Origin of the sequence: Roseibium sp. (genome assembly GCF_965276855.1) — a bacterium.
Taxonomy (GTDB): domain Bacteria; phylum Pseudomonadota; class Alphaproteobacteria; order Rhizobiales; family Stappiaceae; genus Roseibium.
This window is the reverse complement of the sequence record NZ_OZ255700.1, coordinates 5,106,555-5,127,234: the sequence shown is the minus strand read 5'-3', so window position 1 is coordinate 5,127,234 and position 20,680 is coordinate 5,106,555. Positions and strand designations below refer to the sequence as shown.

Annotated in this window: 20 protein-coding genes; 12 read left to right on the top strand and 8 right to left on the bottom strand. The window is 54.7% G+C overall.

What is annotated here, in order from left to right:
• Window position 1: 1 nt before the first annotated feature.
• From trpD to ACQY4Z_RS23790, 4 genes are read left to right on the top strand one after another with little or no spacing between them, the layout of a single operon-like run.
• Window positions 2-1,015: an anthranilate phosphoribosyltransferase gene (gene trpD, locus ACQY4Z_RS23805; RefSeq protein WP_428525407.1), complete on the top strand. Its 1,014-nt coding sequence runs from the start codon at window positions 2-4 to the stop codon at window positions 1,013-1,015.
• 3 nt (window positions 1,016-1,018) lie between these two features.
• Window positions 1,019-1,831, top strand: a complete 813-nt coding sequence (gene trpC / locus ACQY4Z_RS23800) for an indole-3-glycerol phosphate synthase TrpC (protein WP_428525405.1) — start codon at window positions 1,019-1,021, stop codon at window positions 1,829-1,831.
• 51 nt (window positions 1,832-1,882) lie between these two features.
• Window positions 1,883-2,341, top strand: a complete 459-nt coding sequence (moaC, locus tag ACQY4Z_RS23795) for a cyclic pyranopterin monophosphate synthase MoaC (RefSeq protein ID WP_050776115.1) — start codon at window positions 1,883-1,885, stop codon at window positions 2,339-2,341.
• Entirely contained in the window at window positions 2,341-3,546 is a 1,206-nt protein-coding gene (locus ACQY4Z_RS23790) for a molybdopterin molybdotransferase MoeA (protein WP_428525403.1), read from the top strand. Before moaC ends, ACQY4Z_RS23790 begins: the two co-directional genes overlap by 1 nt.
• Before the next feature lie 47 nt (window positions 3,547-3,593).
• Here the strand turns inward: ACQY4Z_RS23790 and ACQY4Z_RS23785 are convergent, their stop codons facing one another.
• From ACQY4Z_RS23785 to ACQY4Z_RS23755, 7 genes are all read right to left on the bottom strand, one after another.
• Window positions 3,594-5,831 (bottom strand): bifunctional diguanylate cyclase/phosphodiesterase, encoded by a 2,238-nt coding sequence (locus ACQY4Z_RS23785; protein WP_428525401.1) that lies wholly within the window; start codon window positions 5,829-5,831, stop codon window positions 3,594-3,596.
• A 7-nt stretch (window positions 5,832-5,838) separates the two neighbouring features.
• The gene (locus ACQY4Z_RS23780) at window positions 5,839-7,398 is read right to left on the bottom strand and encodes a sensor histidine kinase (protein WP_428525399.1); all 1,560 of its coding nucleotides are present in this window, start codon (window positions 7,396-7,398) and stop codon (window positions 5,839-5,841) included.
• Between the two features lie 663 nt (window positions 7,399-8,061).
• Window positions 8,062-8,847: a response regulator transcription factor gene (locus ACQY4Z_RS23775; RefSeq protein WP_428525397.1), complete on the bottom strand. Its 786-nt coding sequence runs from the start codon at window positions 8,845-8,847 to the stop codon at window positions 8,062-8,064.
• A gap of 291 nt (window positions 8,848-9,138) precedes the next feature.
• A complete protein-coding gene (locus ACQY4Z_RS23770; RefSeq protein ID WP_428525395.1) occupies window positions 9,139-10,485 on the bottom strand; it encodes a FliI/YscN family ATPase in 1,347 nt (448 codons plus the stop codon).
• On the bottom strand, window positions 10,463-11,230 hold the full coding sequence (locus tag ACQY4Z_RS23765; RefSeq protein WP_428525393.1) for a hypothetical protein: 768 nt from the start codon (window positions 11,228-11,230) through the stop codon (window positions 10,463-10,465). Before ACQY4Z_RS23765 ends, ACQY4Z_RS23770 begins: the two co-directional genes overlap by 23 nt.
• Window positions 11,227-11,958, bottom strand: coding sequence for a flagellar basal-body rod protein FlgF (gene flgF, locus ACQY4Z_RS23760; RefSeq protein ID WP_428525391.1), 732 nt, complete (start codon window positions 11,956-11,958; stop codon window positions 11,227-11,229). The genes ACQY4Z_RS23765 and flgF overlap by 4 nt, the downstream gene beginning before the upstream one ends.
• A gap of 3 nt (window positions 11,959-11,961) precedes the next feature.
• Window positions 11,962-12,753, bottom strand: a complete 792-nt coding sequence (locus tag ACQY4Z_RS23755) for a DUF1217 domain-containing protein (protein WP_428525389.1) — start codon at window positions 12,751-12,753, stop codon at window positions 11,962-11,964.
• Window positions 12,754-12,922: 169 nt separating this feature from the next.
• Here ACQY4Z_RS23755 and motA point away from each other — a divergent pair, with 169 nt between their 5' ends.
• The 7 genes from motA (at window position 12,923) to ACQY4Z_RS23720 (ending at window position 18,450) form a co-directional block, all read left to right on the top strand.
• The gene (gene motA / locus ACQY4Z_RS23750; protein WP_428525387.1) at window positions 12,923-13,816 is read left to right on the top strand and encodes a flagellar motor stator protein MotA; all 894 of its coding nucleotides are present in this window, start codon (window positions 12,923-12,925) and stop codon (window positions 13,814-13,816) included.
• Window positions 13,817-13,819: 3 nt separating this feature from the next.
• A complete protein-coding gene (locus ACQY4Z_RS23745) occupies window positions 13,820-14,779 on the top strand; it encodes a flagellar motor switch protein FliM (RefSeq protein ID WP_286189875.1) in 960 nt (319 codons plus the stop codon).
• Window positions 14,760-15,323, top strand: coding sequence for a hypothetical protein (locus tag ACQY4Z_RS23740; protein WP_209175439.1), 564 nt, complete (start codon window positions 14,760-14,762; stop codon window positions 15,321-15,323). The genes ACQY4Z_RS23745 and ACQY4Z_RS23740 overlap by 20 nt, the downstream gene beginning before the upstream one ends.
• A gap of 116 nt (window positions 15,324-15,439) precedes the next feature.
• The gene (fliN, locus tag ACQY4Z_RS23735) at window positions 15,440-15,715 is read left to right on the top strand and encodes a flagellar motor switch protein FliN (RefSeq protein ID WP_208981091.1); all 276 of its coding nucleotides are present in this window, start codon (window positions 15,440-15,442) and stop codon (window positions 15,713-15,715) included.
• A 70-nt stretch (window positions 15,716-15,785) separates the two neighbouring features.
• A complete protein-coding gene (locus tag ACQY4Z_RS23730; protein WP_050775945.1) occupies window positions 15,786-16,847 on the top strand; it encodes a flagellar motor switch protein FliG in 1,062 nt (353 codons plus the stop codon).
• A 55-nt stretch (window positions 16,848-16,902) separates the two neighbouring features.
• Window positions 16,903-17,979, top strand: a complete 1,077-nt coding sequence (gene flhB, locus ACQY4Z_RS23725; RefSeq protein WP_133947250.1) for a flagellar biosynthesis protein FlhB — start codon at window positions 16,903-16,905, stop codon at window positions 17,977-17,979.
• Between the two features lie 24 nt (window positions 17,980-18,003).
• Entirely contained in the window at window positions 18,004-18,450 is a 447-nt protein-coding gene (locus ACQY4Z_RS23720; RefSeq protein WP_420337556.1) for a hypothetical protein, read from the top strand.
• A gap of 155 nt (window positions 18,451-18,605) precedes the next feature.
• Here the strand turns inward: ACQY4Z_RS23720 and ACQY4Z_RS23715 are convergent, their stop codons facing one another.
• Window positions 18,606-20,027, bottom strand: a complete 1,422-nt coding sequence (locus tag ACQY4Z_RS23715; RefSeq protein ID WP_428525384.1) for a peptidoglycan DD-metalloendopeptidase family protein — start codon at window positions 20,025-20,027, stop codon at window positions 18,606-18,608.
• A 322-nt stretch (window positions 20,028-20,349) separates the two neighbouring features.
• Here ACQY4Z_RS23715 and ACQY4Z_RS23710 point away from each other — a divergent pair, with 322 nt between their 5' ends.
• Entirely contained in the window at window positions 20,350-20,649 is a 300-nt protein-coding gene (locus ACQY4Z_RS23710; RefSeq protein WP_428525382.1) for a hypothetical protein, read from the top strand.
• The last annotated feature ends 31 nt before the right edge of the window (window positions 20,650-20,680 follow it).

The following is a 20,680-nucleotide window of genomic DNA, read 5'->3' as shown; positions in this document are numbered from 1 at the left end:
AATGCAGAGCTTCAAGGACTACATTGCCAAGGTCGCGGACGGGCATGCCCTGACCTTTGAAGAGGCCCGGAGCGCGTTCGACATAATTTTGAGCGGTTCGGCGACGCCGTCGCAGCTCGGAGGCTTCCTGATGGCCTTGCGGGTGCGCGGTGAAACCGTTGCTGAAGTGACCGGCGCTGTTGCGACAATGCGCGAGAAGATGCTGCCAGTCGATGCACCGGCAGATGCGATAGATATTGTTGGCACCGGTGGTGACAATTCCGGCAGCTACAACATCTCGACCTGCACGGCGCTGGTTGTTGCCGGTTGCGGCGTTCCCGTCGCGAAACATGGCAACCGCTCGCTGTCATCCAAGTCGGGCGCGTCAGAAGCACTGGTCGAGCTCGGTGTGGATATTGATGTAACGCCGGAGGTTATCTCGGACTGTATTTCCAAGGCAGGCATCGGCTTCATGTTCGCCCCGCTTCATCACGCCGCCATGAAAAATGTCGGCCCGACGCGGATGGAACTGGGTACGCGGACGATTTTCAATCTTTTAGGCCCCCTGTCCTGCCCGGCCGGCGTGAAACGCCAGATGACCGGCGTCTTCGACCGCAAATGGGTCGAGCCAGTCGCCCAGGCCTTGAAGGAACTTGGAACAGAAAAAGCCTGGATCGTTCATGGATCCGACGGCATGGATGAGATCACCACCACCGGTCCGACATTCGTCAGCGAATTGTCCGGCGGGGAGATCCGCTCGTTCGAAGTCACGCCTGCGGACGCCGGTTTGCCAAAGGCAAAACTTGCGGATCTGAAAGGCGGTACGCCAGCGCAAAACGCGAAGGCCCTGCGCGAAGTCCTCGCTGGTGCAAAGAACGCATATCGGGATGTCGTGCTCTTCAACGCAGCTGCATCTTTGATCGTTGCGGACAAGGTCACCGACCTTAAGGAAGGCGTTGCAATGGCCGCCCAGTCTATTGATTCAGGGTCTGCTGCCAGCACATTGAACGAACTCGTCGCAGTCTCGAACGGATAAGACATGGCCGACATACTTCAAAAAATAGAAGCCTATAAGCGCGATGAGATCGCAGCTGCCAAGGCAGCAGTTTCTCTCGACGATCTAAAAGCGCATATTCAGGATGTAAGTGCGCCGCGCGGTTTTCAAAAAGCCCTTGAAGCCAAACATGCTGCCGGCCACTATGCTCTGATTGCCGAGATCAAAAAGGCAAGCCCCTCCAAGGGGCTAATTCGCGAGGATTTCTATCCGCCACTGCTTGCGAAAGCATATGAGGCCGGAGGCGCTGCATGCCTATCCGTTCTGACCGACACGCCGTCATTCCAGGGAAAGCCAGAGTTCCTGACCGCAGCTCGCGATGCCGTAAGTCTGCCTGCCCTGCGCAAGGATTTTCTCTACGATACCTACCAGGTCTACGAAGCCCGGGCTTGGGGTGGTGACTGCATCCTGATCATTCTTGCTGCGATCGATGACGACACGGCGAAGGCGCTCGAAGACACGGCGTTTGAGCTCGGCATGGACGTCCTTTTGGAAGTTCACAACGCGGAAGAACTGGAACGCGCGCTCAAGCTGTCGTCTCCTTTGATGGGCATCAACAATCGAAACCTGAAGACATTCGAGACCAAACTGGAAACTAGCGAAGAACTGGCGCCGATGATCCCTGATGACCGGATCATCGTCGGGGAATCTGGACTGTTCACGCCAGCTGATCTTTCGCGGATGAACAAGGTAGGCATTTCCACCTTCCTCATCGGTGAGAGCTTGATGCGTCAAGACGACGTCGCCTCAGCCACGAAGTCTCTTCTTGCCAAAGAAACACTGTCAAAGGCAGGCTGACACGTGGCTGAACCGACCCTCACACATTTGGATGCCGCGGGTGCGGCCAACATGGTCGATGTCTCCGAAAAGGAAACAACACACCGGATCGCCGTTGCGCGCGGACACATCACCATGCGCGCTGAAACCCTGGAACTCATCCGTTCCGGGAACGCCAAAAAAGGCGATGTGATCGGAACTGCCCGGATTGCGGGCATCCTGGCTGCCAAAAAAACCCATGAGCTTATCCCGCTCTGTCACCCGCTGATGCTGTCCAAGGTGAACGTCGACATTGAGCCGGATGATAGTCTCCCCGGCCTTGTTGTTACGGCGACCACAAAAGTGAGCGGCCAAACCGGGGTGGAAATGGAAGCGCTGACAGCGTGTTCGCTGACTTGCCTTACCATCTATGACATGGCCAAGGCCGTCGATCGCGGCATGGTCATAGGAGATATTCGGCTTGTTGAGAAGGCTGGCGGAAAATCCGGGCACTGGACGTTGGAAAAGGACGGCAGCGAGGGCGGCACCTGATGAGCCTGATGCCGGTTTCGGAGGCCCTTGATAAGCTCTTGAAAGGCGTTGCTCCTCTGGAGGCGGAGACTGTACCGCTGGAGGCAGCCAATGGCCGGTTCCTCGCACGGCCCCTCGCCTCAACGCGAACACAGCCGCCATTTGCGGCATCCGCTATGGATGGCTATGCGATCCGGCACTCCGATTTGACATCCGAGCTAACAGAACTCGACGTCATCGGCGAAGCTCCGGCAGGTCATGGATATTCCGGACAGGTTGGTCCGGGACAAGCGGTTCGGATCTTTACTGGCGCCCCGGTTCCCGAAGGTGCCGACACCATCTTGATCCAGGAAAACGCCGAACGTTGCGATGATCGGATCAAGGTTCTGGAAAACCCCGCAAAAGGCGCGTTCGTTCGCGCGGCCGGGCTGGATTTTTCAGAAGGCGACATCCTCCTAAATCCACCGTTGAAACTCGACTATCGACATTTGGCTCTTGCCGCTGCGATGAACCATGCGGTCTTACCCGTCGTGAAGCGGCCCAAGGTTGCCATCCTCGCGACGGGCGACGAACTTGTCCGGCCAGGCGGCAGACCCGGCCCTGACCAAATCATTGCGTCCAATCATGCCGGCATTGCGGCGATGGTTGAGGACTGCGGCGGGGAACCGCTCGACCTAGGCATTTCAGCCGATGAACCAAAGGAACTTGCGGCTTGCGTTAAGCGGGCCATTACAGAAGAGGCCGACATTCTTGTAACCCTTGGCGGCGCGTCCGTCGGTGATCACGATCTTGTACAGGATGTTCTTGGCAATGAGGGGATGGACCTGTCGTTCTGGCGGATCGCGATGCGCCCCGGAAAGCCTCTGATGGCGGGCCGCCTCGGGAAAACAAAGGTTCTCGGGCTTCCTGGAAACCCGGTCTCCAGTCTCGTGTGCGGTCTTTTGTTCCTGAAACCGCTCATCGCAGCAATGCTGGGCGCGCCGAATGGATCGGCATCTCCCAAAGAAGCAATTTTAGCCGAGGCAATCGGGGAAAACGACCGGCGGCAGGACTATGTGCGTGCAATGCTCCGTGAAGACGCCGAGGGCCAGTTGACCGCAGCGCCCTTCCCGAAGCAGGACAGTTCAATGCTGGCGTTACTGGCCAAATCAGGTGGATTGATCGTGCGCCCGCCATTCGCTCCGGCAGAACCGGCAGGTGCAAAAGTGCCGGTTCTTGTTCTCTGACACAACAGAAAAGCGGGATCGTGCAGTCCCGGGCGTTACAATCGGCCTCAGCCAAACGCTACGCCCGGTTCGATGGCCTTGTTGATAAAGTCCGTGAGCTCCGCAGCGCTGAGGGGCTTGGAGTAGAGATAGCCCTGCAGGTAGCTGCAGTTCAGGTCCTGCATGATTTGCCGTTGCGCAACGGTCTCAACTCCCTCAGCAGTCACGCTCAGATCAAGCGCCTTTGCAACAGCCAGAAGCGACTTCACAACGGCAAGCGCATCCGGGTCCTGATCCATGTGCATGATGAAGCTGCGGTCAATTTTGATGCCGTCCACCGGAAGCTTACGCAGGTAGCTCAGGGACGAGTAACCAGTTCCAAAGTCATCGATCACAACAGTTGCTCCGCGTTTGCGAAGCCACGTCAAAAGATCAAGGGTGACCTGGTCATTGCTGAGGAACAAACCTTCCGTGACCTCAAACACCAACCGGTTCAAAGACAATTCAGCGTTGGTCGCCGCGTCCTCAATATCCTTGTAGATCCGGCTGGCATGGACCTGACGGGGCGACAGGTTCACGTTCAAACGAACCTGATCGGAGAGACCCTCAAAGCTGCTGAACTCCGAGAAAGACGTCCGGAACATCCAGGCACCGATTTCGGTGATCAACCCACTGGTTTCCGCAGCTTCGATCATGCTGGCCGTATTCAGGAATGCACCACCCGGCGTACGGAACCGCATCAACGCCTCAAAGGACGCTATGCTCTCGTCCTTTGCCGACATGATCGGTTGATAGTGAGCCGAAAACTCAGTTTGTTCCTGACCACCGGTCAACAAAGATGCCAAACGAAGCCGCTCAAAAGCCGCTTCCTGCATCAACGGGTTGAACAACGCATAACTGCTGTTCGCATTCTGCCGCACGTCGTTGAGTGCAATGGATGCCTGACGCGCTATGTTTTCAGCCGTATCGGATGGGTCGGCGGACAACGCAAATCCCAAGCGCGGACGCAGTGTCAATTGCGTGTCGTCGAGCCGGATGGGTTCCTGGAAAGCCTCTTCAACACGGGCAACGACATCTTGAACATCATCTTCGCTGCTGCCCTTCAAGAGAATAAGAAACTCGTCCCGTTCTTTGCGCGCGATCGACAGCGCGTCCGGGAAAGTCCGTGACAAGCGATGTCCGGTTTTTCTCAAAACACCCGAGGCCTTCTCGTCACCAATCCCGTCGACAATAACCCTGAACCGCTGAATGTCGGCATGCACCACCATCAATTTCGATGCGGTGAGCGTATTTCTGTAGAAGGCTTCGAGGAATCCTGAAAAGGTCGACAGACCCGTCATCCGGTCGACATAGGCGAGATTCCGGATGTGCTCCAAAAGCCCGGTTTTTTCATAACCGAGGGCGGCATTGGAAACAAAGAGCTGAACCACCTCGGACCCGACCAAATCCTCAAGCTCCTGGTAGGTCGTGCCGAGATAAAGCGCGCCGGACATCCCGTTGCGGGTGACCAATGGCAACGCGATGCCGTCAGCATTGTCGCACATCTCCTGCGTCTCAATACATTGAGAAACGGCCTGCCGGATATCACTGCTGCTTATTACATCGAGGGGCAAATCGACCTTGTCTTCATGGATGCCGCGGGCTGACAGCACACGCACGCCAACCTTGTCCGTACCGGCGTATTCCGGAAGGGTTTCATACCCGCACAAAAGGCAATCGATCGGTTTACCGATCAAAGCGGTGAACTGTTCCAGCACCGCGGATGCGAATTCACTGAGCGCGTTCTGCTGGACAATTTCCGCAAAATGCGTGTTCAACTCCTTCAGCTTCTTGCGGTTGGTCTCTATCGACATCACCAGCTTGTAACCGCGCAGGGCGGTAACGATCGCTGTAATCAACTTGGTGCGCGACAGCTCCGCCTTTTCGGCATAGCCGTCGATGTCGAATTTCATGATCACATCAGCTTGCGGCGCATAGCCCGGCTGGCCGGTTCTCAGGATCAAACGTGTAAAGCGATTGCCCAGATCCTTGCGGATCCAACTGACAAGGCCGAGCCCCGCGGTATCGCTTTCCATGACGACGTCTACGAGCGCAACCGGAATATCGTCATGTTCTTGAAGGATCTGCTTGGCTTCATGAGCCGACAATGCATGCAACAACTGGAACGGACGGTTTTCGAAACGGCATCCCGAGACCGCGATACGCGTCACTTCATGCACGTCCGGATCGTCGTCAACAATCAGGACTTTCCAGGGCTTTTCAAGCTCCTCGCTAGTCTTAGGCTCAGAAGGTGCTAGAAAATCCATCACCATGTCAATGCACCTTCGTCGTTGTTGTTATGTGTGCCTTTTTCTTCTCTGGCTCTGTCACCGGGATCTCAACGGTGAACTCAGTCCCATGCCCAACCTTCGATGACACAGAGATTGTGCCACTCAAGGCCTCAGTTGCAAGTTGATAGCAAATTGCCATGCCGAGCCCGGATCCTCCTTTGCCGAATTTTGTCGTAAAAAAGGGTTCGAAGACTTTTTTCAAATTTTTGTCCGGAATCCCGACACCGTCGTCGCGGCACTTGAACACAATTGTACTGCCCGTCGCCCCGGGACCGCCCGAGCTTCGATTTTCAACACGTGACGACAATCGGATCGTTCCGTGTTCCCGACCTTCATAGGCATGTTTCACAGCGTTTTCGACAAAATTGGAGACGAGCTGACTAACAGCCCCTGGATAACTGTCAATAATCTGATCTCCATCGAGATCAAGTTCCAGTTTATACGGTGTTTTTTGAAGTGTTGGCTGCAGCGTTGCGATTGTTTCACGGATGATGTGATCAAAATTGAACGCACGTTTCTTTTCGCTCTGCCGGTCAACAGCCACCTGACGGAAATTGCCGACCAACTCCCGGGCTCGGGCGAGTGTTTTTTCAATGATCGTTGCGGTTTCGGAAATCCGCGCCACTTCATTTTCCAGCGCTTCCTTGCTCAGCGTCTGGCGCTCAAGCTCGTCATCCAGATGCACCGCAGAATCTTTTATAGTTGTCGCGGCCATCAATGCATTACCCAACGGCGTATTCAATTCGTGCGAAACACCGGCAACCAGCGACCCAAGCGCTGCAAGATTGTCAGCCTGAATAAGCTCTTCTTGCACCAACTTGAGCTGCTCGGTGCGATGCGTCACAAGCTCCTCAAGATTGGTCTGGTATTCTTGAATTTTTTGCAAATCCAAATGCCGCCGTTGCACCATAGACTGGAGGCTCGACGCCAGAATCCCAATCTCATCCGCTCGCCCGGGCATGAGCGCCTCAGTCGGCGGATCTTCAATCAAACGCGGCGTAGACAGATATGCGACGATCTCGGACAGAGGTAGACCAATCAGCCTGTGAAAGATGCTTCGGATGACGAACGCAAGAACCAGAAGATACGCAATGATTGCAGTTACGATCAAACCAACAGTCGAAACGATTTCATAGGAGATCGAATTCCGGTCAATCATAATGAAGACCTGACCAATCATGTCCTTGTGAAGAATGGTGCTTGGAGAGTTCAGGGTGTAGCTGAGCGCCGATTGGCGGCGTTCATCTACTGGCGGATCCCCAAAATTGCCCGTATCGGGTGTTTCGACCCAGACCTTCTCAACGACCTCAAGGCTCTCAAGCCCACGAATCAATTGCAGTGTTGCATCCGCATTCACAGTCCAGATCGCGCGTTCAAAAGGCCGTTTCGTTGCCTGAAAAAATGCCTCCGTGACCCGAATGGCCCGGGCGTGCGAAGCATCCCAAGTGATTTTGGTTAAGATTGCGATAAAAATTACGCCGAGAACTGCAAACAGACCAAGGGTGTAAACAATAAACGTCCGAGACAGGCTATTCCGACCCATCTCAGATGCCGCAAAAGGCAAAGATGTACTGGCGCTCGAACTCAAATCACTGCCCCCTCGGCCGGAGCTTTAAAAACGAGCATCCGCACACCCCTAAAGCGCCGCTATTCGGACTCAGGCCACCGGACGGAAGATTTCGCCCTGGGAACCGATACGCACTTAACAAACAACTGGCCCAGTTCATTCTAACTCCAACAACGTCAGACCGGCTACTGGAAAAAGATTTGACAAGTTTCTAAGTCCAACTCGTTTGATCAGATTGATCTAGTTTTCTAAATTTTTCTTAAAAGACAATTGTAACTAACGCCTATATTAGCGCCACTCAGACCTTATTATGCGGTTTTTTTTCTTAGCTATTGACGCTCGGGCTTCGGAGAAGGATCAAGAGCAAAGATGAACCGGCGGTTGACGCAGACGGGACAGAAAGCCGCCGGAAATCAGCATCAACACAGATCACGATAAAAGAACAAAGAGAAAAGAGGCACACCCCGCCCAAAATAGGAGCCTGGAACGATATACGATCGGGCTAACCTCGTATTACTCTGCGCCGGCTACACTGATATAACAGCTACAGCCGGAACCCGGTTGCGGCTCCGGCCGGACCAGATCGCCCTAATTATTTTTTGGGGGCATAGCAGGACAATCGGATGAATCTGATGCCAGTCAGCCGGCATTCTCGACAGCAAGAACCAAGTCACGTTTCTTGACAACCGCACGAACTGGATGACGCACCGTTTTAGGAGCTGATTTTTCATTGACGAGACGTTTCGGAGACGTTGTGTCTTTCAACATGTAACCGATATACCGGGTGGATTCGATGGCATCAAAACCAAGCTGGCGTTTCAGTTTTTTGCGCAGCTTGGAGATATGGCTCTCGACCACACACTCGTCCACGCCTTCGTTCATGACACCATAAACCGCATTAAAGATCTGCGTTTTGGTGACCCTGCGGCCTTTGTTTTTGACAAGATACTCAAGGATGCGGCGCTCACGGCGTGGCAATTCCATGACCTGCCCGCCAACAGTCGGGTCACGACCATCAAAAAATACCTCAATTGCACCCGCCTCCGAGGACGTGTCACGTGCCATGGCGCGACGGCGAAACACACCGAACCGGGCAATGATTTCGCGAACATGAACTGGTTTTTTCAACACCTCGTCGAATCCAGCTGAGAAAAGATCAAGGGTCCCTTGTAAGCTTGCCGTGTCTTCAAGGGCAACGATCTGCGCTTCCGGGCAACGGCTTCTGATCTGCGTTACAAAACCAGCCCTCTCAGTGCACTCGCCGATCAAGATTGCATCAACAGAAGCCAGATCTTGTGAGCACCCTGTTTCCAGCCAATCAGGCAATTCACTCGGCAACAATTCGAGGGAAGCATACCCCTCTCTCTCAAAGGCAGCGGCATAGCCGCTCGTGACGATCTCTCTGTCGTCAACGATGATAAACATGATTTAGCCCCCAAATTTTTTCGATGTAGTATGGGTAAAATTACCACATCGCGACGTCAACAATTCTTCCATCGCGAGAGTTGTATTTGGAGGTTTTTGGTAACACCATAACTTATCGACAGATGCAAAACTAAATAAAACGGCAGAGATATTGAGATAAAAATAATAAGTAATTTTATTAAAATGCGTTTCTACAAATTATTGCAGATGAATTAATCGAAGATATATATAAAAAACGCCGCTAAATAAAGCGACGCCTCGTAACTTTTACATGATTTCATCGAAAATGGTTTACGCGTCCGCAGCCAAGGCTTGAGCCAACTCGGCAAAAGGATCTCCCGGCACCGGTTGCTGGGCACCCTGCCGCATCGCTTCGTAGATCTTGGGGACGAGGCGGCACGCTTTCTCCAAATGCTCATCACCAGTGATTTGAAACCCACCCATCATCCGAAGATCTTTTGTATCTTCATAATGAGAAATCAGCCCTTTGATCCGGTGGATCAATTCTTGCTGATCTTCTGTCCACGCGCGGGACGCAAGACGCGATGTTGATTTCAGAATCTCCACCGGCGGATATCTTCCTGCTTCCGCGGTTTTTCGATCCAGAACAATATGGCCGTCAAGCAAACCCCGGATGGCGTCGGACACAGGATCATTGTGGTCGTCCCCGTCTACAAGGACTGAAAAAATGCCAGTTATTGACCCTTCGCCGGTCGCACCTGGTCCAGCGCGTTCAATCAGCCGGGCAAGATCTGCAAAAACACTTGGCGGATACCCGCGGGCGACAGGAGGCTCACCAGCGGCAAGGGCGACATCGCGGGCTGCATGAGCAAAACGTGTCGCAGAATCCAAAATCAGCAGCACTTTATGCCCTTGAGCCCTGAAGTATTCGGCAACACTCATGGCTGTTTTCGGAGCGAGGCGGCGCTGCATTGCGCTTTCATCACCGGTGGAGGCAACAACGACGGAATTGGCAATCGTTTCACCAAGAATGTCGTCAATAAACTCCCGGACTTCACGGCCGCGCTCACCGACAAGACCGACCACGACGGTGTCGAACTCTCCAAACCCGGCGAGCATCCCGAGCAACGTGGATTTCCCTACGCCTGAACCAGCGAAGACACCGATCCTCTGCCCGACACATAACGGCGTAAAGAGATCAATGACACGAACACCTGTTCGCACGCCTTCCGTGATCTTTTCTCGGTTCATTGCCGGAGGTGGCGCCCTGTCTAGAAGAAAAGCCTCGACGCCGTGACGCAATTGCCCCTGCCCGTCGATCGGCTCTCCAAGGGCATTGATGATGCGCCCGCGCCAGCTAAGGTCCGGATGAATTGCCAAACCTCCCATCAGCGAGGCAACGCTGCCAATTCCAATGTCCGATACCCGTTCAAGAGGTTTGACAACAACATCCTTTTGTTCAAGCCGGATAATCTCGCCCTGACGAACACCGGACCGGCCTTCAAATTGAATCAGATCACCCAAACAAACCACGCGTGACAATCCGGACACCCGGATCGCTTCAGCGGAGACCTGCGTAACCTGACCGCTCAGTTTGACGCGGCCAATTTCTGTATCAAGAGCAGCCAAGGAGGCCGTGATTTGATCCAGGCTGTTAAGATGCTGAGAGCTTGGCATGACGCTCCTGTAGGGCTTTCAAGACATCCAGGGAAAGGTGGTTGGATTCGTGCTCTGCGAGCCTGCCCAAATCGTCGCTACTTGGTACAACCGTCTTGGTATCGGACTGATCGGCTCCCGGTGCGTCACCTGTTGATATCCTACCAGGCTCAGGTACGCGTTCTGTGGAATCGTTATTGCTCGGCTTTGGCGCAGGAACTGCGTCCTCTGATAACTCACCGAATTGCAGCAGATTAAACGGCGTTCCAGGTGTTCGCTCACCGGCACTTGCAACTGTTTCTCCGAGGATTGGGGACGACGCGGATATCATCGGTGCGCCTTCGCTATCAAACCCATCCCCATTAGGTGTTTCGGGTGCGGTGATTGTCCGCGGTGTCTCAACCGACGCAACTTCAGGATCCAACGTGTCCTGTGCAGTGCTGCTTGTTCCAGGTGTTGTCATCGCATCATAGGCCATCATGAGACCGATGCCGACCGGACCACCCAATGCGGCTCCATAAAGTGTGCGGCCGGCGTGACGCGCGTCCTCGGAAATCTGATCGTTCGTCACAGCGCGGTAAACGTTAGAAACACCTGGGATGTGCTGCAGCGGATTGATCACATCAACAAAATCAGAAAACCCGAATCCCGCCTTTGTCGGTGCTTTTGCGTCCGTTGCTTTTTGTGATGCCTCGACAGTCTTCAGTAGCACATGCCGTGGGGATGGATCTTCAGAAGGAGAGCTTATGCCAACCACCGCACTCATGATGTTTTGCCCAATTCGCGGATGGCCGTCTTTTGGCTTTCACTGCCCATGTCGATCATTTTGGTGGCGCTTTCGAACGCGCGGGAGATCAAGATCATCTTGGTCATCTCGCGGATGGGATTTATGTTCGCCCCTTCCACATAGCCTTGCCGGATCCCATGCTGGTCGAACACCTGAACCGGAATGACTGCCCGGTCCGGTAAAACTGCAGAATTCTCCTTTCGGGTCAGTTTGGCATCATTCGGGATTAGAAAGAGACCAATCTGGCCAACGATGTCTTCATCGCCTTGAATGACGTCCCCGTTTTGCGTGACGAGCGGTGTTCCTCCGTCCGGATTGAGCTGGATCGGTTGCCCGCCGGCACCAACGATCACCTGCCCGGTCACAGTCCTCAAGGTTCCGTCATCAGCGATGTTGAGCCGGCCATCTCGAGTATAGGAGAGTCCACCATTTGCATCACGAATGGCGAACCAGCCCTCTCCTTCAATCGCAAGATCCAGAGGATTGTCCGTTTTGGTCAGGCTGCCATTCTGACGAGAGATGTAGTTCTCGCCACCACTTGAAAAGCTAACTTTATCGGGGCCAGCTTTTGATACCATTTCAGCGAAATTGATCTCATCAGCGCGGTAGCCCGCAGTGTTCATATTCGCAACGTTCCGGGAGACTGTTTCCAGCCGGTTGGAAAGAGCGACTTGAGCGGACAACGCGACATATAAAGCTGACTGCATGGCTCAGCTGCCTCCAAGTTTGAAATTCTGGATGCTGGACAAGAGCCCTTCCCCAAATGGCACAACTCCAGGACCAGCACCAAAAACAGCCAGTGTCGGCGATGAAACCGCCTGGGGACCATTCTTGACGTCATAGAGTGCCGAAAAACGGTCGAGGAATTCGGCCAGATGTTCTGGATCGCTGCTCAGTTTCTCGTAGTCCAGATGCTTGTCGAAATAGGCCGCCTGCTTGTCGATGTCCGTCATTGCAAAAGAATCTGGCAGCCCCAAAGCTGTATAGACTGTTTCTGCAAGCGCACGGTCGGCAAGAATGTTGTAGGCATTTTGGATCGTGGATGCTTGCCTCTCAAAATAGAGAGCCAGACGGACCCCGTTGTTCTGTTCGCCTTGCCGGATTTCAAGTGTTTGCCGGTGAAACTTGTCGACAATACCTTCTTGGGTTCGTCTAAAGGCGGTCGTCGCCTCACCGTGACTTGCGAAGTTAAATGTTTCTGCGAACTTCTGGTATCTCTGATCCGTCAGCTGATTGGCAAATGAATCGCGTTTCGAAATACCCTCTTCCAGAACCTTCCGCATGAACGCTTTTGCGTAAATCATGTCTTCCAGGCCCATGGCCGTCATGGCGTAGCGGTAGATCCTGTCATTCGATAGGAACTCATCAATCGATTTTATGTCGCTGATGTTCTCGCGATAGTACTCGGTCTGGCGTTCCACCATAGGATCTGATGCGACGGTTTGGATGGAGCGGTCCATATTGTTCCGAACCAGCTGTACCTGCGTAATCGTATTGATCATGTCCGCGCCCTTTAAGCGGTAAGTGTCTTGAAAACACATTCGCGCCCGGAGCTTACGCCAAGCTGACTGGGCCACACCGGTGCAAACGGCCGTTCGGTCAGCTTCGGACAAGTCTCGTCCCCTAGCTTTTCACCAACACAGTAAAACCTCACCCGATAGGAGCTGTTAGGTGACTATTATTATCGGCCTGATAATCGGCGCGGCATCCCTGATTGGCGGTTTTGCCGCCATGGGCGGAAAGGTCCTCGTTCTTTGGCAACCTTGGGAATTGGTGATCATTCTTGGGGTCGCAATTGGCGCTTTCATAGTTGCCAACCCAATGAAAGTCATTCTCGGCACGACCGTCGCTGTATCGGATGCTTTGCGGAATGCGGTCCCGTCCAAACGTGATTACCTGGATGTACTCGCTCTGCTTTACGGCCTGATGCGGGAGTTGCGCGCGAAGGGCCGCAATGCTGTCGAACCGCATATCGAAGACCCAAGCACATCAGCAATTTTCCAGAAGTATCCGTCGGTCCTGCGCGACGCCAACATGACAACGTTCATCTGTGACTACTTCCGCCTGATCATCGTCGGCAATGCCCGTGCTCATGAAATCGAAGCGCTGGTCGATGAGGAAATCCAAACCATCCACCGGGATCAGATGAAGCCGTATCATGCAATGAGCAGCGTGGCCGACGCCCTTCCGGCGATCGGGATCATTGCTGCGGTCCTTGGCGTGATCAAGGCCATGGGTGCGATCGACCAGTCGCCTCAGTTGCTCGGTAGCCTGATCGGCGCCGCCCTTGTGGGAACGTTCATCGGGATCCTGTTCTCCTACTCCTTGTTTGGCCCGCTGGCCGCAAAAATCAAATCGGTCCGCGAAACACGGCTGCGCAACTACATCGTGGTCAAGCAAACCCTGCTGGCCTTCATGAACGGCGCTGACCCGCAAATCGCGCTGGAGCATGGCCGTAAGACCATCTCCGGATACGACCGGCCAACCATCGACGAAGTCGAGAATGAAACCATGAGAGCCGGCGGCGCAGAAACCAGCACGGCCGACCTCCAGGGAGCCGCATAAACCATGCTCGATGCAGCAACAGACACGCAATCTGCCTCCAACTCAGAACGGGCGATGATCACGGACCGCCTGCTGGACGCTGCGGGGATCTCCGTAGACCGCCTGCCGATGCTGCCAGTGGTTTTCGACCGCATGGCGCGGGTGATGGCAGATGTAATGCGCCAAAAATCACCCTCGCCGTCGTACATCTCGGTCAGTTATGTGGAGAACAACCGGATTGGCGATGTTTTGGATGAGTTTGAATCCAATGCGCTTGTTGCGGTTCTCTACTCTCCGGAATGGGATGCCCGCGTGCTGGTCGGCTTCGACCGGGATTTCATCTTCACCCTGGTGGATGTGCTGTTCGGCGCCGACGGAACCGAACCTCCCATTGATGAGGAGCGACCCTTTTCAAATATCGAAACGCGCATTGCCCGGACGATATTTGAAGTTGCTGCGAAGTCTTTGGCCGAGTCTTTCGCGCCGATTGCAGAAACAACTTTGAAAATCGAGCGGATCGAAAGCCGCATGGATTTTGCGGTCGTCGGCCGGCGTAACAACCCTGCGGTCGTTGGACGCCTGCTCCAGCAGGCCATCGGCCGCGGTGGCGAAGTCTTCGTCGTACTGCCGCACGCGACACTCAATCCGCTGCGCCAGGCCCTGTCCCAAGTGTTGTCCGGCGAAATGTCCGGCCGCGACAAACAATGGACGCAGCACTTCCACAACGAAATCCAGCGGACGGAAGTCAAGCTGGAAGCGATCCTGGAAGAACGCGAGATGCACCTCGGCGAGTTGTCAAACCTGAAGGTCGGCCAAGTGATTGAGCTTCAGGCAACTGCGCGCTCGCCCGTGACGCTGGCCTGCAATGACCAACCGATATTCACCTGCCAGCTTGGACAGCTGGACGGATCCTACACCCTGCAGATTGAAGAACTCATCCACGAGGAAGAAAAGGATCTTTTCGATGATCTCCGCAATCGTTGACGGCGTGCTGCTTCTGGCATTGGTCGTGACCACAATCCGAATGGTGCAAATGCACAAGGATCTGCGCCGTTTGGGGTCCTACCACGAAGATTACCAGCGCATTTTCGACCAGACTGCGCTCGCGCTGGACGGGATTGAAGTCTCCATTCAGGAGATCAACGTCAAAGGCGCTCAGATTCTCAATGCGCTGGGCAATCGCATGGATGATGCCCGGGAGCTGATTGCTGAAATCGATGCGCTCACCCGCGAGGCAAAACGTCAGCAGTCGGTTCTGAAAGCAGAACTCAAGGAACTCTCGAGCTCTCATGCTCTCATGCAGAAGGCAAACCGCTTTACGCCTGTCCGTGAAGACCTTGATCTGTTCAATGATGAAACTGCGGCGCAGCCAACCCCTGTTTCAGCCGTGGCAAGCTCCCCACAAGATGGACCGGTTATTCACCGCGGAACCAGCGGTCCCAAGGCTCCGACCCGTGTGCACAAAATCGATAACACGCTCGGAAGCCCCTTCCGCTCAGTCTCTATGAACCAAAAGGATACGTTCTAATGTCCGACACGATCGTTGAAAACGTTGATGTAGAAACCGGTGCAACCATCAAAACGGCCGATGCGGCGAATTTCGCCAGGGTTGAAGCACCAGACAAGAAATATGCCGGCGAGACCATGGGCGATGATCGCAACCTCGATACGATCCTCGGCATTCCTGTCAATATTCAGGTTGTTCTGGGCTCTGCAACCATGCTGGTCTCCAATCTTCTCAAGTTGGGCCGCGGCGCTGTTATCCCTCTCAACCACCGTGTTGGTGAGCCGATCGACATTGTTGTGAATGGCCGTGTCATCGCCCGCGGTGAAGTGGTTGTTGTGGAAGACGACAACTCCCGTTTCGGTGTCTCGCTAACAGAGATCATCAGCTCACAAACAAGCCCGCTGGAAATCTAAACCACCCAGCCGGACGCCAGATTTCCCAAACCCTTTGATTGCCCATGCTCCTTTTGAGGAACACGCGAGAATGACAAGCCAAGCCAAAGCTGCCCCGGCTCCTGCCGCCGTCCCCAAGCCACCGGCGCCACCGATCCGGCGTTTGAATGGGGTGCAGCGTGTCGCCGCCCTGCTTCTATCGCTTGGACGGACCAGCTCCCAAAAACTGCTGCGCCATTTTGATCAGGAAGAGATCAGAATGATCACAGTTAGCGCGGCCCAGTTGGGAACGGTCGCTTCTGCGGAACTGGACAAGCTTGCCGAAGAGTTCATCGATCAGTTCTCCAACGGCACCACCTTGTTCGGCTCTGCCAACGAAGTGGAAAAGATGCTGGAAGGCGTTCTGCCGGACGAACAGCTGGCGGACATCATGTCGGATGTCCATGGCAATTCAAACCGCTCGATCTGGGACCGGCTAACGACTGTTTCGGAAACCGTGTTTGCCAATTACCTGCTGAAAGAGCACCCGCAAACGGCGGCCTTGATCCTGACGAAAATCAAGCCAAGCGCAGCCGCAAAGGTTCTCGGCCACATCCGGGCCGACATGCGCAATCAACTGGTGCGGCGGATGTTGTCGATCAAGGCGGTGGTCCCGGAAATCATGCGCGACGTGGAAAAAACGATGCATGAGGACTTCATGCTCAATCTGTCCGGAACACTCGAAGCGGACTCCCATGCGCGCATGGCTGACATCTTGAACAAGATGGAGCGGGATCACATGGAAGATGCGCTGGAAAACCTGAACGAGATCAGGCCGAAAACGGCAGAACTCCTGAAGGGTCTCCTGTTCACCTTCGACGACATCAGCAACCTCAATGCACGTACTCGGATGGCGATCTTCGATCAGATCCCAGCAGACCGGATTGTCCTGGCATTGAAGGGAACATCAGCTGAATTCCGCGAAGTGGTCCTCTCGTCCATGACATCCCGTGCCCGTAGGATTGCCGAACACGAACTGGCAGCTGGCGAGCCGGCAGCGCAGCGCGACGTTCTGGAGGCCCGCAGCTCGATCACCAACCTTGCACTGGAAATGGCAGGACGCGGCGAAATCGAGCTTAATCCGAAACAGGATGAAGGGGCTTACTTTGCATAAGGACCACTTGTTCCGGCCGTACGGCGGTCTGCGTTTCTAAGGAGACTGCAGAGCGATGTCGGAAGAAGCGGATAAGGACTCAAAAACAGAGGAACCGACCGAGAAAAAGATCCAGGACGCAATTGAGAAGGGCAATACGCCGGTCTCCAAGGAAGCTCCTGTTCTTGCAATGTTGATCGGTGCCTTGTTGATCGGCGGTTTCGCAATAACATCTGGGGTGCGCCAGCTTGTTTCAGACATGGCGCACCTCCTGGACGTATCGGGAGGATTGGACCTTGGTAACAGCGCAGACGCACTCATGCTGTCCCACAGCCTGTCCATCAAGGTTGGGCTGTTCCTTGCGCCGATCATCGCAATTTTGTCGGCGTCCGGCCTTGCATCCGCTTTCCTTCAGAACAAACCAAGCATCGTTCCAAACCGGATCAAACCGGAACTCAGCAAGCTATCACTCAAAAAGGGCTGGTCGCGGATTTTTGGTGCCCAGGGCTTTGTCGAATTCCTCAAAGCTGTTTTCAAATTCAGCACGGTCAGCGCAATCGTGTATGCTCAGTTCCGCACTCATGAAGCGGATCTGATCAACGCCATGTTCACCGATCCAAGTGCCCTCCCCGAAATGATACTGCAGATATCTCTGCGGCTGATCTCCGGTGTCTGCATTGTCACAATCCTTCTCGTGACCGTCGATATCCTCTGGTCGCGTTCTCACTGGCGCAAGAACCTGCGGATGACCAAGCAGGAAGTCAAAGACGAGCACAAACAGATGGAGGGCGACCCCATCGTCAAGGCCAGGCAGAGATCGCTTGCTCGCGACCGCGCCCGTAACCGCATGATGTCGGCGGTTCCCCAGGCAACCCTGGTGGTCGCGAACCCGACTCACTTTGCGGTCGCTTTGCGGTATGACGGTGAGAAAAACCCGGCGCCGGTCGTTGTGGCGAAGGGACAGGACCTGATAGCGTTGAAAATCAGGGAAATCGCCGAGACCAATGACATCCCGGTGATCGAGGACCGGCAGCTGGCGCGCTCACTTTACGCCGCGACAGAAGTGGAGCGGATGATACCACCTGAATTCTATCGCGCTGTTGCTGAAATTATCTGTTTCGTTTATTCACGCAAATCCAAGACCGCTGTATAAAACAATGAATAATGGAGGGTTTGGATGAGTAAGCTGCGTGAGGCTGCCGCAATGGAACCTGAAGCGGATGATAAATCCCGCAAGCGCCAGGCGGCAATTGCCGAGGCCTTGACCGGTTTCATTGAAGACTTGAAGCTCGTCGACGTTCTGGATTTTGCCGCTTACATCCGGCTCGAACAGCACGCCAACATCGCCGACCTTGTGAAGACCTCTGCCGAACTGTTCTTCAAAGAAGATACGCTGCGGTATTCCATGGGCGGACAGGCTGAACTCGATTGGGATAGCCTGCCACGAATAAAGCTGGACCTGGAATTCCTGAACAAAGGTGTCTGGATCTATTTCACCGTTATCCTGGCCTCGCCCGACAATTCGGTAACAGTGTCTTACGTGGAAATCCCCGACTCTGGCGGCGATCCGGACAAGGAAGCCGAATTGATGCTCGAAGCATTGAAAGATGCCCGGCTCAAATAGGTTTGCGTGTCTTGGTGCGTGGTCCTTGTGTATCCTGAAGCAAGGGTGCATCCCTAAAAACCAGAAATGGCCGCTCAATACAGAGCGACCAATTCATTTGCCAGACAGCTTTGGGAACGATTTCGAAGTTGCCCTAACCTCCGGGCAGCGCCAGCTTAGCGCCGTGGAAGGTATTTCAGCGGATCGACCGGCTTGTTGCCTTGGCGCAATTCAAAATGCACTTGTGGCTGATTGACCGAGCCTGTGGCACCGGCGAGCGCGACAGGATCTCCGCGGCGCACCGTATCACCGCGTTTGACATTCAAGACGCTGTTGTGAGCATAGGCGGAAACCCAACCTTCGTCGTGGCGGACGAGCACAAGATTGCCATACCCTTTCAGCTCATTCCCGGCATAGATAACCGTCCCATCCCCGGCCGCTTTGACCGGAGTTCCCTCAGGAACCGCCAAATTCACGCCTTCATTGCGTCCACCACCCGGTTTTGCGCCGAAATCGGAAATGATACGGCCACGAACTGGCCAACGGAACTTGGCAACAGGTTCATCGGCTTGCGGCTGAATGCTCGCAACCTCGATTGGTTTTTCAGGTGCAGCCTCCGTCTTGACCGGTGAATCTGCCGCAGAATCTGGAGCTGCGATTGGGGTCGTTTCAACCTGAATGGAATCGTCAGAACGGTTTGTTGAGACAATCCTGTCCGGTTGACGCTTGGGAGATGGAACACTTGAGCCACCACCTGCCACGGTCTGCGGGACAGATGCAGTCACGATCGGTGCGCTCACCCCTTGAGGTTTGCTCTTTGGTAAAGCGCTGATCGGGACAACAGGAGTTGCGACAATGGCAGGTGTTGATTGAGTCACCTGCGCGAAAGTTGGTTGCGCATACGGCTTTCGGTCCGGACGCGGGGCCGCTCGCGACACGTTTGGTATAGAACCGGTAACGACATTTTCGGTCCGCGAAACAGTTGGCAGTTGCACGGCTCTCGTCTCACCGTCGGTGGTGCTCGTAGAACCGTTCCGGTCTGAATAAACATAAGTCGGGATGATCAGAGACTGCCCCGCCTGCACACTGGACCGGCTCTGAAGACCGTTGACGGATGCGACAGCCTGAATGGGCACGCCATAGCGGCGGGAGATCGACGCGAGCGTATCGCCCTGCCGTGCTTTGATCTGGGTGCCGCCAGCTGCGGTCCAGCCTTTCCAGTCCTTGCCAGCAGCAAGTGTCTCCGGCGCAGGTACCGATGGGACTTGAGCCGAGGAAATGGACGGTGCAATGGGAGCACTGACGACAGCTGGGGACGTTACAGATGCGGGCTGACGCGGGATCGAACCTGTCGAGATAGGAGCAGACGTGTTTTGCGGCAAGCCAGCCGTCGTTCCACCGGTGCCGTTGATAATGTCCTGATAGGACGGCTGCACGGGGGCAGCTCCGGTCAGGATCTCTTTCTGATTAGCGGTGCTGGCGGTGTAAATGTCGTTGGGTCCGAACCGCTCGGTGGCCGAGGAACACCCTGCAAGAGCTGCTGCTCCAAGAGTAACCGTTGCGACTTTACCCAGTAAATCCTGGCGGAGGAAACGCATCCGCTTTTTCATCGACTCAACCCAAACTGCTTTACATGGCTGCTGTGGTTAAGATTAGAAAGCAGTAAGGTTTATAAAGACTAAAGAAGAGGCCTCGAATTCCAGCCAATCTGAAAAACCTGCACGCCGCTAATGGCCTGCAACACCCGCAATTCTGCCGATTCTCAATTCAACTCAGGGCAATTGCATAAGGTAAACGCACATCGGACCTTCGGGCCTGAATCCTCCGGGCAACCGGCTGGATCATCCGACTCAGTTCCCTCGCATTCGCCGATAATCGAGATTACTGCGCCCTGCAGTGAGATAACGGAATCGGTGTCAGATGAAACGTCCCGTCGTCGGGCGCTCTTTGAAGAACGCGACCCCCGGCGTCGCACTGATTGAAATCGAGATCGGTCCCGCCTGTCAGTACGAGTTTGTCATCGGACCGGCCCTCCAGGAAGAAACGCCCGCCGTCACACTCAATTCGGCAAAGGAGCCGGTTGCCATCCGGATCGCAGATCGCGTCCGTTTGCCACCCTTCGTTCTGCCCTTTCATCCAGACATCCAGCTTCACGACCAGCCTTGGTGTATCCGGATAGGGCTGGAACGGGCTGTCCATGCCCAGGAGCTCTTGCTTTGACGGAAAGTGGCTAACTGCTATGTCGACAGTG

What these genes read in the sequence shown, in the direction of transcription:
- ACQY4Z_RS23740 (WP_209175439.1), top strand. Translation starts at nt 14,760, where the DNA reads ATGATCTCCGCAATCGTTGACGGCGTGCTGCTTCTGGCATTGGTCGTG.
- ACQY4Z_RS23715 (WP_428525384.1), bottom strand. Translation starts at nt 20,027, where the DNA reads ATGCGTTTCCTCCGCCAGGATTTACTGGGTAAAGTCGCAACGGTTACT.
- ACQY4Z_RS23770 (WP_428525395.1), bottom strand. Translation starts at nt 10,485, where the DNA reads ATGCCAAGCTCTCAGCATCTTAACAGCCTGGATCAAATCACGGCCTCC.
- ACQY4Z_RS23790 (WP_428525403.1), top strand. Translation starts at nt 2,341, where the DNA reads ATGAGCCTGATGCCGGTTTCGGAGGCCCTTGATAAGCTCTTGAAAGGC.
- ACQY4Z_RS23765 (WP_428525393.1), bottom strand. Translation starts at nt 11,230, where the DNA reads ATGAGTGCGGTGGTTGGCATAAGCTCTCCTTCTGAAGATCCATCCCCA.
- fliN (WP_208981091.1), top strand. Translation starts at nt 15,440, where the DNA reads ATGGGCGATGATCGCAACCTCGATACGATCCTCGGCATTCCTGTCAAT.
- ACQY4Z_RS23720 (WP_420337556.1), top strand. Translation starts at nt 18,004, where the DNA reads ATGAGTAAGCTGCGTGAGGCTGCCGCAATGGAACCTGAAGCGGATGAT.
- ACQY4Z_RS23780 (WP_428525399.1), bottom strand. Translation starts at nt 7,398, where the DNA reads ATGGGTCGGAATAGCCTGTCTCGGACGTTTATTGTTTACACCCTTGGT.
- trpD (WP_428525407.1), top strand. Translation starts at nt 2, where the DNA reads ATGCAGAGCTTCAAGGACTACATTGCCAAGGTCGCGGACGGGCATGCC.
- flgF (WP_428525391.1), bottom strand. Translation starts at nt 11,958, where the DNA reads ATGCAGTCAGCTTTATATGTCGCGTTGTCCGCTCAAGTCGCTCTTTCC.
- ACQY4Z_RS23775 (WP_428525397.1), bottom strand. Translation starts at nt 8,847, where the DNA reads ATGTTTATCATCGTTGACGACAGAGAGATCGTCACGAGCGGCTATGCC.
- trpC (WP_428525405.1), top strand. Translation starts at nt 1,019, where the DNA reads ATGGCCGACATACTTCAAAAAATAGAAGCCTATAAGCGCGATGAGATC.
- moaC (WP_050776115.1), top strand. Translation starts at nt 1,883, where the DNA reads ATGGTCGATGTCTCCGAAAAGGAAACAACACACCGGATCGCCGTTGCG.
- flhB (WP_133947250.1), top strand. Translation starts at nt 16,903, where the DNA reads ATGTCGGAAGAAGCGGATAAGGACTCAAAAACAGAGGAACCGACCGAG.
- ACQY4Z_RS23730 (WP_050775945.1), top strand. Translation starts at nt 15,786, where the DNA reads ATGACAAGCCAAGCCAAAGCTGCCCCGGCTCCTGCCGCCGTCCCCAAG.
- ACQY4Z_RS23710 (WP_428525382.1), top strand. Translation starts at nt 20,350, where the DNA reads ATGAAACGTCCCGTCGTCGGGCGCTCTTTGAAGAACGCGACCCCCGGC.
- ACQY4Z_RS23755 (WP_428525389.1), bottom strand. Translation starts at nt 12,753, where the DNA reads ATGATCAATACGATTACGCAGGTACAGCTGGTTCGGAACAATATGGAC.
- ACQY4Z_RS23785 (WP_428525401.1), bottom strand. Translation starts at nt 5,831, where the DNA reads ATGGATTTTCTAGCACCTTCTGAGCCTAAGACTAGCGAGGAGCTTGAA.
- ACQY4Z_RS23745 (WP_286189875.1), top strand. Translation starts at nt 13,820, where the DNA reads ATGCTCGATGCAGCAACAGACACGCAATCTGCCTCCAACTCAGAACGG.